The following is a 12,580-nucleotide window of genomic DNA, read 5'->3' as shown; positions in this document are numbered from 1 at the left end:
ATGAGGTACATCTATGCGTGCTCTGACCCGCTCTGCCGGTACAGACGTTGCAGCCCAGTGTTTTTTGAACGCCCTGTTGCGCGAAACGAAGGACTGGCGCTATCTCCCCGCTACCGCTGCGGATGCGTTACCGAACATTCATATCCCGCTGTCCCAAACCCAGGCGCTTCGGGTTCCGGTACGCTATTTCTCTCCCACCCAGCATCATCAGTACCGTTTCCCGGCCACGCTTCTTCAGAGCAACAGTGATGACGGTGACGCCGTCACATTTGATCAACTGGTTGATTTAATTCTTGAAAAACCGTCAGTAAAAGGCTCGCTGGATGCCGATACGCTGGCGCGTTTTAAGCAGCGCGTTCTCGAAAGCCATGCCCACACCTGGCAGGCGATCGATCTCCGCCACGGCTGGGTAAACCTGCGCGATAAGCCACTGACGTTTGCTGAAGCGGAACAGGCGCTGCTGGTCGGCCACGCGTTTCACCCGGCGCCGAAGTCGCACGAGCCGTTCAACGAAACAGAGGCGCGTCGCTATCTTCCTGATTTCGCCTCCCGCTTCCCGCTGCGCTGGTTTGCCGTTGAGAGCGCGCTCGTTGCCGGCGACAGCCTGAACGTCTCCCTGCGTGAGCGTCTGCTGCGCTTCGCGGCCCAGAGCGCGCCTGAGCTGCTCGGCCACTTCACCGACACCCGCTGGCTGCTGCCGATGCATCCGTGGCAGGCCGACTTTCTGCTGGAGCAGGACTGGTGCCAGCGTCTGGCGGAAAACGGTGCATTGCAGGACCTGGGTGAAGCGGGCGCGCAGTGGCTGCCTACCAGCTCGTCCCGCTCGCTGTACAGCGAAACCAACAGCGACATGATTAAGTTCTCCCTCAGCGTGCGCCTGACCAACTCCGTGCGCACGCTGTCGGTCAAAGAAGTTAAGCGCGGAATGCGCCTGGCGCGTCTGGCGAAAACGGAACGCTGGCAAGAATTACAGGCCCGCTACCCGACCATGCGCGTGATGCAGGAAGACGGCTGGGCGGGGCTGCGTGACGAAAGCGGCGTTATTCAGGAAGAGAGCCTGATGGCCCTGCGCGTCAATCTGCTGTTCGATACGCCAGACACCCAGACCAACGTGCTGGTGAGCCTGACCCAGGCCGCGCCGGACGGCGGCGACAGCCTGCTGGCCTCCGCGGTGCGCCGTCTGAGCCAGCGTCTGGATTTACCCCTCGCCCAGGCCGCCCGCTGCTGGCTGGACGCCTATTGCGACCGCGTGTTGCTCCCGCTGTTCAGCGCCGAGGCGGACTACGGTCTGGTCCTGCTGGCGCACCAGCAAAATATCCTCGTTGAGATGCAGCAGGATTTCCCCGTCGGGCTGATTTACCGCGACTGCCAGGGCAGCGCGTGGACCGAAGGTGCCGACGCGTGGCTGAATTCAGCGGGCGAAACCGAGGTGGAAAACCGCTTCGGTGAGAGCCAGCTGCTGCGCTACTTCCCTTATTACCTGCTGCTGAACTCTACCCTTGCCGTCACCGCCGCCCTCGCCGCCGCCGGTTTCGACAGTGAGGAGAGCCTGATGTCCCGCGTGCGCGACGCGCTGGCCGAACTGCGCCGCACGGCGAAGCAGACCCGCTGCCTCGACTACGTGCTCGACAGCCCGACCTGGAACTGCAAAGGCAACTTCTTCTGCTACCTGCACGATCGCAATGAAAACACCATCGTCGATCCGGCGGTGATCTATTTCGACTTTAGCAACCCGTTTTACAAGGAGAAGGCGTAATGGCAATCGCGAATATCGTCCATTCCGGCTACGGCTTTCGCTGCACCGCAACGGATCGCGCGCTGCCGCTGACGTTGGGTCTCGACGGCAGCACGGTGCTGGAGCGTCTGAATGGGATCCCGGACGGCTGGCTGGTCGAAGCACTCGATCAGCTGTTTGTTGCCGCGCCCGCGCTGACCGGCATTACCCTGCCATGGGCAACCTGGCAGGATGAACCCCAGGCGCAGGCGCTGTTTAGCCTGGCCCACGGGGACTATCTGGCACGCGAAACCTTCTGGCAGCTGCCGCTGTGGCTGAAAGGCGAACGGCCGCAGGCCAGCGGCGGGATGCAGTTTGATGAGAGCCGTCAGCTGTACTTCCCGCTGCGTCCTCACCGCCCGCAGGGCGAAGTGTACCGTCGTTACGATCCGCAAATTAAGCGCACCCTCAGCTTCCGCGTGGTCGACGTGGCGCTGGACGGCGAGCGCTTTACGCGCTGGATGAACAACCCGCGCGTGAACGCCTTCTGGGAGATGGCGGGCCCGCAGGCCGAGCAGGAAAACTACCTGCGCCGTCAGCTTGACTCGACCTACTGCTACCCGGTTATCGGCTGCTTCGATGACCAGCCGTTCGGCTATTTTGAGCTCTACTGGGCGCCAGAAGACCGCATTGGCCGCCACTACCGCTGGCAGCCGTTTGACCGCGGGCTGCACATGCTGGTGGGCGAAGAGAACTGGCGCGGCGCACAGTACATCCGCAGCTGGCTGCGCGGCCTGAGCCACTATCTGTATCTCGATGAACCGCGCACCGCGCGAATTGTCGCCGAGCCGCGCTTCGACAACCAGCGCCTGTTCCGCCATCTGGCCTCCGCCGGTTTCGAGACGGTGAAAGAGTTCGACTTCCCGCACAAGCGCTCGCGCCTCATCATGAGCCAGCGCCACCGCTTCTTCAGCGAGGTGGAACTGTGAACGCGCTCTGGCAGAAAGTGAACCGCGAGATGGTGGCGAAGATCCTCGCCGAGCTGGAGTACGAACGCACCCTGCGCGCTGAGCCGGTTTCGTCGAACGGCTGGCGCATCGCCATGGGCAACGAGTCCTGGCAGTTTCGCGCCACGCGCGGGATCTGGGGCTGGCTGCATATCGACCCGGACAGCCTGATCGCCGCCAGCGGCGATGCAGTGGAAGCGGAACGCGCGCTGCTGCAGCTGGCGAAAGTGCTGGAGATGAGCGACGCGCAAACGGCAGAGCATATGGAAGATCTCTACGCCACGCTGCGCGGCGACATGCAGCTGCTGCATGCGCGTGAAGCGCTGGACGCGGACGCGCTGATCCACCTCGACCCGGACGAATTACAGTGTCTGATGAGCGGTCACCCGAAGTTTATTTTCAACAAAGGCCGCCGCGGCTGGGGGCTGGACGCGCTGCGTCAGTACGCGCCCGAGTATCGCGGACGTTTTCGCCTTCACTGGGTCGCCGTTCAGCGAGAGCATCTGGTCTGGAGCAGCGACGCCGATTGCGATATCAACGCTCTGCTGGCGAGCGCCATGGACAACGCCGAGCGCGCCCGCTTTGACGCCCGCTGGCACGCGCTGGGTCTCAACGACGGCTGGCTGCCGGTGCCGCTGCACCCGTGGCAGTGGCAGCAGAAGATCGCCGTCCATTTCCTGGCCCAGCTGGCGCGCGGTGAGATGGTTGAGCTGGGCGAATTTGGCGACGAGTATCTGGCGCAGCAGTCCCTGCGCACGCTCACTAACGCCAGCCGTCGCGCGCCGTATGACATCAAGCTTCCGCTGACCATCTACAACACCTCCTGCTATCGCGGCATCCCGGGCAAGTACATTGCCGCCGGGCCGCTGGCTTCGCGCTGGCTGCAGCAGCAGTTCGCTACCGACGCCACGCTGATCCGCTCCGGTGCTCAGGTGCTTGGCGAACCCGCCGCCGGTTATCTGTCGCATCAGGGCTATGCCGCATTGCCGAAAGCGCCCTACCGCTATCAGGAGATGCTGGGGGTGATCTGGCGCGAGAATCCGTCCTGTTATGTAGAAGACGGTGAACAGGCGGTGCTGATGGCGGCGCTGATGGAAACCGACAATGCCGGGCGCCCGCTGATCGACGCGTGGATTAAACGCTCGGGGCTAAGCGCCGACGCGTGGCTTGAAAAGCTGTTTGAGGCAACGGTGATCCCGTTCTATCACCTGCTCTGCCGCTACGGCGTGGCGCTGATCGCCCACGGCCAGAACGTGACGCTGGTGATGAAGGATTACGTCCCGCAGCGCATTCTGCTGAAAGATTTCCAGGGCGATATGCGCCTGGTGGATGAGGATTTCCCGCAGGCCCAGAGCCTGCCGGAGCAGGTGAAGGCCGTCACGGCGCGCCTGAGCGCGGATTACATTATTCACGACCTGCAAACCGGTAATTTTGTGACGGTGCTGCGCTTTATCTCGCGCCTCACGCTGCAATGCGGCGTGAGCGAAACGCGTTTCTACCAGCTTCTGGCCGGGGTTTTACGGGGTTATATGGCGGCGCACCCGGATCTGGCAGAACGCTTCGCCAAATTCGATCTCTTCAAGCCGCAGATTATTCGCGTGATCCTCAACCCGGTCAAACTGACCTTCTCCGAACACGACGGCGGCAGCCGCATGCTGCCGAACTATGTCACCGACCTTGATAACCCTCTTTTTCTCGCCTCCCGGGAGTCAGCGCAATGAAAACCTATGATTTCATCGGCATTGGTATTGGCCCGTTTAACCTTAGCATCGCCGCTCTGGCTGAAGGGCTGGACGGCTTTAGCTCGCTGTTCCTTGAGCGTAAACCGCACTTCTCCTGGCACCCGGGAATGATGGTGCCGGACTGCCACATGCAGACCAGCTTCCTGAAGGATCTGGTCAGCGCCGTGGAGCCAACCAACCGCCACAGCTTCCTGAACTACCTGGTGCAGCGCAAAAAGTTCTACCGCTTCCTGACTACCGAGCAGCGCACCGTCTCCCGCGAAGAGTTTGCGGACTACCTGTGCTGGGCGGCGGAAAACCTCACCAATCTCGCCTTCAGCCAGCAGGTACAGCAGGTGAGCTTTGATGAGAAAAGCGGCCTGTTTGAGGTAATGACCCAGCGCGACCGCTTCCTGGCGCGCCACGTCTGCGTGGGGATTGGCAAACAGATCAACCTGCCTGACTGCGTCACCGCGCAGGACGATACCTGCTTCCACGCCAGCGAGATGATGCTGCGCACGCCGGATCTCGCGGGCAAGCGCGTCACCGTCGTCGGCGGCGGCCAGAGCGGCGCCGACCTCTTTTTGAATATCTTCCGCGGCGAATGGGGCCAGCCGCTGAGCCTGAACTGGGTATCGCGCCGCAATAACTATAATGCGCTGGATGAAGCCGCCTTTGCCAACGAGTATTTCACGCCGGAGTACGTGGACAGCTTCTCCACGCTGGGTGAAGAGGCCCGTCGGCAGATGCTGCACGAGCAGAAGATGACGTCCGACGGGATTACCACCGAGTCCCTGCTGGCGATTTACCGCGCCATGTACCACCGCTTCGAAGTGCTGCGTGAAAAACCCTGGGCGCATCTCCTGCCGTCCCGCTCGGTGACGTCCCTGACGCGCCAGGAAAACGGCCATCGCCTGAGCATTCAGCATCACCTCGACGGCGGCCGCGAGCAGCTGGAGAGTGATGTGGTGATTTTCGCCACCGGCTACCGCGCCGTGCAGCCCGCGTTCCTCGCGCCGCTGTCTCACCGCCTGCATCTGGATACGGACGAAGCCTTCTGCATCAACAACGATTTCACCCTCGAATGGGACGGCCCGCAGAGCAACCGCCTGTTCGCCGTGAATGCCGGGATGCACCGTCTCGGCATTGCCGAACCCCAGCTCAGCCTGATGGCCTGGCGCGCGGCGCGAATTCTTAATCGCGCGCACGCCGACGAGCCGTTTGAGCTGGCTACCACACCCGGCGTTATCCACTGGCGCAGCACCACCAGCCCGGAGAACAGCCCGGTTTTTAAATCGTTAGCAAAAACAACCGAGTACTGACACACACAATCAGGATCAACATAACAATGAAACGTTCTCATCTTTGGGTTTTAAATCCTTGCTTGCTTGCAATGCTTTCTACCTCTGCGTGGGCGGAAGAACAAAAGGAAGAAAATATCGTGGTCTCCGCCAGCCGCGCGCACCGCAGCGTGGCGGAGATGGCGCAGACCACCTGGGTCATTGAACGGGCTGAAATTGAGCAGCAGGTTCAGGGAGGGAAAGAGATTAAAGAAGTGCTGGCACAGCTGATCCCGGGCATGGACGTCAGCAGCCAGGGCCGTACCAACTACGGCATGAACCTGCGCGGCCGCTCCATGATGGTGATGGTGGACGGCGTTCGCCTGAACTCGTCCCGCAGCGACAGCCGCCAGCTGGACTCTATCGATCCGTTCAACATTGACCGTATCGAAGTGATCTCCGGCGCCACCTCGCTCTACGGCGGCGGCAGCACCGGCGGCCTGGTGAACATCGTCACCAAAAAGGGCCAGCCGGATACCGAAGTGGAGTTCCAGACCGGGGCAAAGAGCGGGTTTAACAGCCACAACGATCGCGATGAGAACGTGTCGGCAGCCGTAAGCGGCGGTAACGACAACGCCTCCGGTCGTCTGTCGGTGTCGTATCAGCGCTACGGCGGCTGGTATGACGGCAAAGGCAACGAGGTGATTATCGATAACACCCAGACCGGCCTCCAGTATTCCGACCGTATAGATGTGATGGGCACAGGCACCATCAACATTGACGATCGTCAGCAGCTGCAGCTGACGACCCAGTACTACAAGAGCGAGTCCGACGGCAAGCATGGCCTGTATCTCGGGAAGAACTTCTCGGCGGTAACAGGCGATGCGACCGCGTACAACAAAGATAATCTTGATTCTGACCGCGTACCGGGCACCGAGCGCCATCTGATTAACCTGCAGTACTCCAATACCGATTTCTGGGGCCAGGATCTGGTCGCGCAGATTTACTATCGCGACGAGAGCCTGACCTATTATCCGTTCCCGACCCTGACCAAAGGCGTGGTGAGCAGCATCGGCGCGTCCCAGCAGAAAACCGATTTTTACGGCGGCAAGCTGACGCTGAACAGCAAGCCGGTGGACGATTTAACGCTGACCTGGGGTGTGGATGCCGACCACGAAACCTTCGATGCCAACCAGCAGTTCTTCAACCTGAGCAAGGCCGCGGCGAGCGGCGGCATGGAGCTGGATAACGCCTACAACGTGGGCCGTTACCCGGGCTACAGCATCACCAACCTCGCCCCGTTCCTGCAGGCCAGCTACGACATTGACGCCATCACCCTGAGCGGCGGCGTGCGCTATCAGTACACCGAAAACAAGGTGGACGACTTTGTCGGTTATACCCAGCAGCAGGCCATCGCCACCGGGAAAGCCACCTCCGCCGACGCGGTGCCGGGCGGGAAAACCGATTACAACAACTTCCTGTTTAACGCCGGGATCCTCGGTCGCCTGACCGAACAGCAGCAGCTGTGGTTTAACTTCTCCCAGGGCTTCGAAATTCCGGACCTGGCGAAGTACTACGGCTCCGGCACCTATCAGCTCAGCAACGGTCACTATCGCCTGCTGAACAGCGTCAACGTGAACGACTCGACGCTGGACGGTATCAAGGTCAACGCTTATGAGCTGGGCTGGCGCTACACCGGCGATAACCTGCGCACGCAGGTCGCGGCGTATTACTCGCTCTCGGATAAAACCATCACCATCAACAAGACGGATATGACCATCAACCTGGAAGACGACAAGCGTCGTATCTACGGGGTTGAAGGTCAGGTGGACTATTTCTTCACCGACAGCGACTGGAGCACCGGTGCGAACTTTAACGCCATCAAGTCTGAAACGCGCGAAAACGGCAAATGGGAGAAGCTGACGGTTGACAGCGCCAGCCCGTCGAAAGCCAGCGCATGGGTCAACTGGGCGCCGGGCGACTGGACCCTGCGCGTGCAGAGCACGCAGACCTTTGACGTATCAGACTCCGACGGCAAGAAGATCGATGGCTATAACACGGTCGACTTCCTGGGCAGCTACGCCCTGCCGGTGGGTAAGGTCAGCTTCAGCGTGGAAAACCTGCTGGACAAAGACTACACCACCGCCTGGGGCCAGCGCGCGCCGGGGCTGTATAGCCCAACCTACGGCGCACCGGGGCTGTATACCTATAAAGGCCGCGGACGTACGTTTGGTCTGAACTACTCCGTACTGTTCTGATCCTGCGCGCCGCCTGCGGGCGGCGCATTTTGCTGTGTAATTTCAACGCGAATTTGCTATAAAATCAGCGATTTGCTGAAATTGTCGGCAAACAAACGAAAAGTTTAATTTCCCCCTTTGACAAGGTGAACGCAGGTCGATAATATTCGCCCCGTTCACACGATTCCTCTGTAGTTCAGTCGGTAGAACGGCGGACTGTTAATCCGTATGTCACTGGTTCGAGTCCAGTCAGAGGAGCCAAATTTGAAAAGCCTGCTTTTGAAGCAGGCTTTTTGCTTTTCTGCGTCACTGATGTTAATTCAGAATCGCATCCAGCCTGGCAAGCACTTCATTTACAACGGCGTCAGGTATGCGTTCCAGCCGCATGCCGTTCCGGGCAGACATATCAATGGTTCTGGGCTGATCGCAGCGAATAACGCCCGTTGTTGTTGTCCCCGCCCCTTCCAGTGAAACGGTGAAACCTGCTGTACGTGCAAAGTTTCCGCCGCTGGTGACGGGAACCACTACCGGTAACCGGGTCAGCTTGTTAAACGATGCCTTCGATACGATAAGAACCGGACGTTTTCCACTTTGCTCGTGGCCAGCAATCGGATCCAGTGAAACAAGCCAGATTTCCCCTCTGTCCATTTACAGGATCTCCCTGCCCACCGCAGGCGCATCGATCCATTCCCGCTCCTCTTCGCTCATTTCAGCGTGCGGATCGCACTGCGCCAGCAGCTCCTCAAGCGAATAGTGAGGCCGCTTCTGGGGTTCAATAATCAGGCAGCCATTATTAATGGTCATGCCGACTTCGCTGTCCGTCGACAGCTCCAGCGTTTTCAGCACGGCGGGAGGAACCGCCAGCATGATGGATCCGCCGACCTTTTTCAGACGAGTTGTATACATAGCGCACCTCCGGATATTATATTTTAATATAACATTCATGGCGGGAAGTGCACAATTAGTCATCAGATTCATGGTGATTTCCTTTTCGTATTTAGGTGTCCATAAAGCCGTTATCCATCGAAGGACAGTGCAGGCGGGAACGAAGCGCGGAACTAAGAAGGCTGATAATAAAAAACTCTTTTTGCGGTTCAAAGGGTTATGGCGAATCGGATAAACGAAATGCGAGGCGGCTTCCGGATCGGAGCTGCGCCCGCTGTATTGTCTTTTGACCGTCGGAAAGACCCGTAACGCTCAGGGCAGCCTGGCAATCACCTTAATCTCAAACTGGAATCCGTACAGCCACGTCACGCCGATCCCGGTCAACGTCGGGTAAGGCGCTTCCCCCCAATATTCTGGCAGGATACTCCAGATAGCGTCGAGGTTTGACTCGGGATCGACGACAAAGAGGGTAACGTCAACCACGTCATCGAACGTGCAGCCCGCAGCCGTAAGAACAGCATTAAGGTTATCGAATGCCAGCCGGATCTGCGCGTTGAGATCCTCTTCAGGCGAACCATCCTCCCGGCTACCTACCTGTCCCGAAACAAACAGAAAGCCGTTAGATTTGATAGCGGGTGAATACCGGTTGCGCTCGTAGAGCGCCTGCCGACCGAAGGGAAAAACGGCTTCGCGTGTTGTCATGTTTGTGCCTCTGTAATGGGGCGAAACCCGCCCGGTGAACATAAAGACACTTTACAGTTGCTGTAGCGGGCGGATAAACAAGCGACTTTGTCCATCATTGTTTGTAATATCCAAACAATCGGTGAAAAGAGAGAACAACGGATGGATCGTTTCGATGCGATGCGCGCCTTTGCTCGCGTGGTGGAGGCAGGCAGTTTCACCAGGGCTGCCCAAACGCTTCATATGAGCAAAACCACGGTGACGCAGCTTATTCAACAGCTGGAAGCGCGCCTGCGCGTCAAGCTGCTCCACCGCACCACCCGCAGGCTCGGTGTGACTCCTGATGGCGCGGTCTACTACGAGCGCGTCATCCGCCTGCTGGCGGACATGGAAGATGCTGAAAACAGCCTGTCCAGTGCGACGATGGTGCCCCGGGGGCGACTACGGGTGGACGTGCCCACTCCTCTCGCCCGCCTGGTGCTGGTGCCCGCGCTACCGGCTTTTCACGCGCGCTACCCTGATATCCAGTTCGACATGGGCGTGAGTGACCGGGTGGTGGATCTGATTGGCGACAACGTGGATTGCGTCGTGCGCGGCGGTGAAATCAATGACCAGTCCCTGATCGCACGCCATGTCGGCGATTTGCAAATCGGTGTTTACGTCGCACCGAGCTATGTGGAACGCCTCGGCGCACCTGCGCATCCGCGAGAGCTGGAAAACACGGACCATCGCATAGTGGGATTCTTGTCCTCACGCACCGGTAAGGTTGATCCTCTGGTACTGCACGGTGAGAGCGAACATATTGAAATCACGGGCAGCTACGTGCTTGCAGTGGATGATGGCAATGCCTACCTCGAAGCCGGGCTCGCGGGATTAGGCGTGATTGCGCTACCCGTTTATATGGCGGCAGCACATCAGGCATGTGGCTCCTTGATTCCGCTATTTGAAGACTGGCGTATTAACCCAATGCCCCTGTACCTGGCCTTTCCGCCGAACCGTCATGTCAACGCCAAACTGCGCGTTTTTATTGATTGGATCGTTGAATTGATGCAGCAGCATGTCCCCACTTCTACCCATAAGTAATTGCATCTATTCGCTCATCACCACCGAGTGACGGTCATTCCGGCGGTTTTGAAGCAGGCTTTTTGCTTTTCTGCCCTACAGCACAAACTCATAGTGCGTGCCGTCCGGCAGCTCCACATCAAGCCGCAGCTTTCCGCCCGCAGCCTCAACGTAGCGCTTGAGAGAAGAGAGTTTCAAATCGCGCCCGGGCTTTTCCATTACCGCAACGGTAGGTTGCCTGATACCCAACGCCTGCGCCATTTCTACCTGCGTTTTTTGTACTTTCTCGCGTAACTCAGCAAGATGAATGTTGAGCAAAATATCCGTTGCTATCGCCTGAGCGCTGGCGACAACCTCCGGCTTTTCATCCGCTATAAGCTGCTCAAGGGTTCTTCCCATCGCGCTATTCCCTCTCTTTTAATGTATTCAGCCAGTGAGTGAATTCCCGGTCAGCAACGAGAAGCATCTCATCGTAGAATCGCCTTTCATTGCCGACCTTATTGCCCGCACAAAGCACGATACCCGTGCGGTTTGGATCAAAGGCGAAAAACGCCCGCAAGGGATCGCCCTTACTCTGAATACGTAGCTCTTTCATGTTGCTGTGACGAGAGCCTTTAAGCGTATCAGCGTAGGGTCTCGATAAACCCGGCCCCTTCTCTCGCAAAACCAGCAGTGCTGCAAGTACGCTGGCGCGTTCGGTATCGTCAAGCGAAGTGAACCAGCGATCAAACCTGTCCGTCGTGTTAATTGCCCACACAAGACCTCCCATCCAATATAGATCAAAAGCTATATATGTGCAAAGCTATAGCGATGATTATGCTGAGATGGAAAAGCAGAATCTTGTGGGGTTACGGAAATACTGAATGCGTGACGGAGTAATTCTATGTCTCCCTTGTTGGATATTCATTTTGCTACGAGCAGCATCGAAAAAAGTTCAGCAGCCCAGCAACTGCCGCCAGGCTGCCACTTCCTCATCCAGCCACGCGACAAAAAGAGCCACCTCGGGCTTCGTCTCCGTTGACCGCGCTTTCACCAGCCAGTAAGGCCAGGGATACGGCGCGGTAATTGAGGTTAGCTGGACCAGTTCCCCCCGGGTAATGGTATCCTGAACCAGAGAGCGGCGCTCCAGCGCGATGCCTTTCCCGAGCCGAACGGCTTCGATAATTAAATTCGAGTCGTTAATGCATAAACCGCCAGGCACGATCTCTTTCTCAAGCCCCGCATTCACGCACCACGTTTTCCACGACTCCATGGAAAAAATAATATGACTCTTTGCAATCTCAGCTGGCGTAGCGGGCAGCTCGCCGCCGTTATAGCCGGGTGCGGCCACCACAATAAGCTCATCGGAAAAAAGGTAATGGCTTTCGCTCCCTTCCCAGTTTCCCTTCCCCATTCGTATCGCGATATCTGTTCCTTCCTGCTGCAGGCTGGTGACCGTCAGGCTGGCCTTGATCCGAAGGGTGATAAGCGGATATTTCGCCCGAAAGCGTTCCAGACGCGGCAACAGCCAGTGGCATCCAAAAGACGGAACCATCGCCAGCGTCAGCTCCTGCTTTCTCGGCTTCACCTGTACAAGCCGGGTGGCATCTGCGATATGGTTCAACGCCTCGCGTACCTGTAAGGCATAGAGCCGCCCTTCTTCGTTAATCTGCACCCCGCGTCCCTGACGGATAAAGAGCTTTACGCCCACCATCTCCTCCAGCAGTTTGATCTGCTGGCTGATTGCGGAATGGGTAACGTGGAGCTCTTTCGCCGCCAGCGTCACGCTGCCAAGACGGGCGACGGCTTCAAAGCTTCGCAAACTGGCAATGGGTGGAAAATCCGACATGAAAGCACTCCCTTATCCGCGCTGGATGTATAACGGCAACTTGCCCACATGTCAGTAATACTAACCTTTACGGTAAGATACTGAAGATATTCGCCAGGAAGTTTGTATTGTACTGTTTGTTCATCCTCTTCAATGACGCGTTATTTCACAGAGACAGGAAAACGG

Annotated in this window: 12 protein-coding genes and 1 tRNA gene; 7 read left to right on the top strand and 6 right to left on the bottom strand. The window is 58.3% G+C overall.

Annotation, left to right across the window (positions count from 1 at the left end; all coding sequences use genetic code 11):
• Positions 1–13 precede the first annotated feature (13 nt).
• The 6 genes from FOY96_RS07735 (at position 14) to FOY96_RS07710 (ending at position 8,220) form a co-directional block, all read left to right on the top strand.
• The gene (locus FOY96_RS07735; RefSeq protein WP_143346801.1) at positions 14–1,756 is read left to right on the top strand and encodes an IucA/IucC family protein; all 1,743 of its coding nucleotides are present in this window, start codon (positions 14–16) and stop codon (positions 1,754–1,756) included.
• On the top strand, positions 1,756–2,703 hold the full coding sequence (locus FOY96_RS07730) for a GNAT family N-acetyltransferase (protein ID WP_143346800.1): 948 nt from the start codon (positions 1,756–1,758) through the stop codon (positions 2,701–2,703). Before FOY96_RS07735 ends, FOY96_RS07730 begins: the two co-directional genes overlap by 1 nt.
• The gene (gene iucC / locus FOY96_RS07725; protein WP_143346799.1) at positions 2,700–4,442 is read left to right on the top strand and encodes an IucA/IucC family protein; all 1,743 of its coding nucleotides are present in this window, start codon (positions 2,700–2,702) and stop codon (positions 4,440–4,442) included. Before FOY96_RS07730 ends, iucC begins: the two co-directional genes overlap by 4 nt.
• A complete protein-coding gene (locus FOY96_RS07720) occupies positions 4,439–5,764 on the top strand; it encodes a lysine N(6)-hydroxylase/L-ornithine N(5)-oxygenase family protein (RefSeq protein WP_143346798.1) in 1,326 nt (441 codons plus the stop codon). Before iucC ends, FOY96_RS07720 begins: the two co-directional genes overlap by 4 nt.
• Before the next feature lie 26 nt (positions 5,765–5,790).
• Complete coding sequence (locus tag FOY96_RS07715) at positions 5,791–7,980, top strand: TonB-dependent siderophore receptor (protein ID WP_045142987.1); 2,190 nt, start codon at positions 5,791–5,793, stop codon at positions 7,978–7,980.
• A gap of 164 nt (positions 7,981–8,144) precedes the next feature.
• A tRNA-Asn gene (locus tag FOY96_RS07710) sits at positions 8,145–8,220 on the top strand.
• Between the two features lie 54 nt (positions 8,221–8,274).
• Here FOY96_RS07710 and FOY96_RS07705 read toward each other — a convergent pair.
• The 3 genes from FOY96_RS07705 to FOY96_RS07690 all read right to left on the bottom strand — a co-directional run bounded on the left by FOY96_RS07705 (position 8,275) and on the right by FOY96_RS07690 (position 9,546).
• Positions 8,275–8,607 carry a type II toxin-antitoxin system PemK/MazF family toxin gene (locus FOY96_RS07705; RefSeq protein WP_032658722.1) on the bottom strand — a complete coding sequence of 111 codons (333 nt, stop codon included), beginning with the start codon at positions 8,605–8,607 and terminating at the stop codon, positions 8,275–8,277.
• A complete protein-coding gene (locus FOY96_RS07700) occupies positions 8,608–8,865 on the bottom strand; it encodes an AbrB/MazE/SpoVT family DNA-binding domain-containing protein (protein WP_033145928.1) in 258 nt (85 codons plus the stop codon).
• A 291-nt stretch (positions 8,866–9,156) separates the two neighbouring features.
• Positions 9,157–9,546 carry a RidA family protein gene (locus tag FOY96_RS07690; RefSeq protein ID WP_109845238.1) on the bottom strand — a complete coding sequence of 130 codons (390 nt, stop codon included), beginning with the start codon at positions 9,544–9,546 and terminating at the stop codon, positions 9,157–9,159.
• 141 nt (positions 9,547–9,687) lie between these two features.
• Here FOY96_RS07690 and FOY96_RS07685 point away from each other — a divergent pair, with 141 nt between their 5' ends.
• The gene (locus FOY96_RS07685) at positions 9,688–10,608 is read left to right on the top strand and encodes a LysR family transcriptional regulator (protein WP_143346797.1); all 921 of its coding nucleotides are present in this window, start codon (positions 9,688–9,690) and stop codon (positions 10,606–10,608) included.
• 75 nt (positions 10,609–10,683) lie between these two features.
• On the opposite strand, the gene proR is transcribed toward FOY96_RS07685, so the two are convergent.
• The 3 genes from proR to FOY96_RS07670 all read right to left on the bottom strand — a co-directional run bounded on the left by proR (position 10,684) and on the right by FOY96_RS07670 (position 12,415).
• Positions 10,684–10,986, bottom strand: coding sequence for a transcriptional regulator ProR (gene proR / locus FOY96_RS07680; RefSeq protein ID WP_143346796.1), 303 nt, complete (start codon positions 10,984–10,986; stop codon positions 10,684–10,686).
• Between the two features lie 4 nt (positions 10,987–10,990).
• Positions 10,991–11,344: a type II toxin-antitoxin system RelE/ParE family toxin gene (locus tag FOY96_RS07675; RefSeq protein WP_126795992.1), complete on the bottom strand. Its 354-nt coding sequence runs from the start codon at positions 11,342–11,344 to the stop codon at positions 10,991–10,993.
• A gap of 177 nt (positions 11,345–11,521) precedes the next feature.
• Positions 11,522–12,415 (bottom strand): LysR substrate-binding domain-containing protein, encoded by an 894-nt coding sequence (locus FOY96_RS07670; RefSeq protein WP_143346795.1) that lies wholly within the window; start codon positions 12,413–12,415, stop codon positions 11,522–11,524.
• Positions 12,416–12,580 lie beyond the last annotated feature (165 nt).

The organism is Enterobacter asburiae, assembly GCF_007035645.1.
Taxonomy (GTDB): domain Bacteria; phylum Pseudomonadota; class Gammaproteobacteria; order Enterobacterales; family Enterobacteriaceae; genus Enterobacter; species Enterobacter asburiae_B.
Note: the sequence above shows the minus strand (reverse complement) of the source record. Positions and strands in the feature narration are given on the sequence as shown.

What these genes read in the sequence shown, in the direction of transcription:
- FOY96_RS07690 (WP_109845238.1), bottom strand. Translation starts at nt 9,546, where the DNA reads ATGACAACACGCGAAGCCGTTTTTCCCTTCGGTCGGCAGGCGCTCTAC.
- FOY96_RS07720 (WP_143346798.1), top strand. Translation starts at nt 4,439, where the DNA reads ATGAAAACCTATGATTTCATCGGCATTGGTATTGGCCCGTTTAACCTT.
- FOY96_RS07670 (WP_143346795.1), bottom strand. Translation starts at nt 12,415, where the DNA reads ATGTCGGATTTTCCACCCATTGCCAGTTTGCGAAGCTTTGAAGCCGTC.
- FOY96_RS07685 (WP_143346797.1), top strand. Translation starts at nt 9,688, where the DNA reads ATGGATCGTTTCGATGCGATGCGCGCCTTTGCTCGCGTGGTGGAGGCA.
- FOY96_RS07715 (WP_045142987.1), top strand. Translation starts at nt 5,791, where the DNA reads ATGAAACGTTCTCATCTTTGGGTTTTAAATCCTTGCTTGCTTGCAATG.
- FOY96_RS07730 (WP_143346800.1), top strand. Translation starts at nt 1,756, where the DNA reads ATGGCAATCGCGAATATCGTCCATTCCGGCTACGGCTTTCGCTGCACC.
- FOY96_RS07705 (WP_032658722.1), bottom strand. Translation starts at nt 8,607, where the DNA reads ATGGACAGAGGGGAAATCTGGCTTGTTTCACTGGATCCGATTGCTGGC.
- proR (WP_143346796.1), bottom strand. Translation starts at nt 10,986, where the DNA reads ATGGGAAGAACCCTTGAGCAGCTTATAGCGGATGAAAAGCCGGAGGTT.
- FOY96_RS07700 (WP_033145928.1), bottom strand. Translation starts at nt 8,865, where the DNA reads ATGTATACAACTCGTCTGAAAAAGGTCGGCGGATCCATCATGCTGGCG.
- FOY96_RS07735 (WP_143346801.1), top strand. Translation starts at nt 14, where the DNA reads ATGCGTGCTCTGACCCGCTCTGCCGGTACAGACGTTGCAGCCCAGTGT.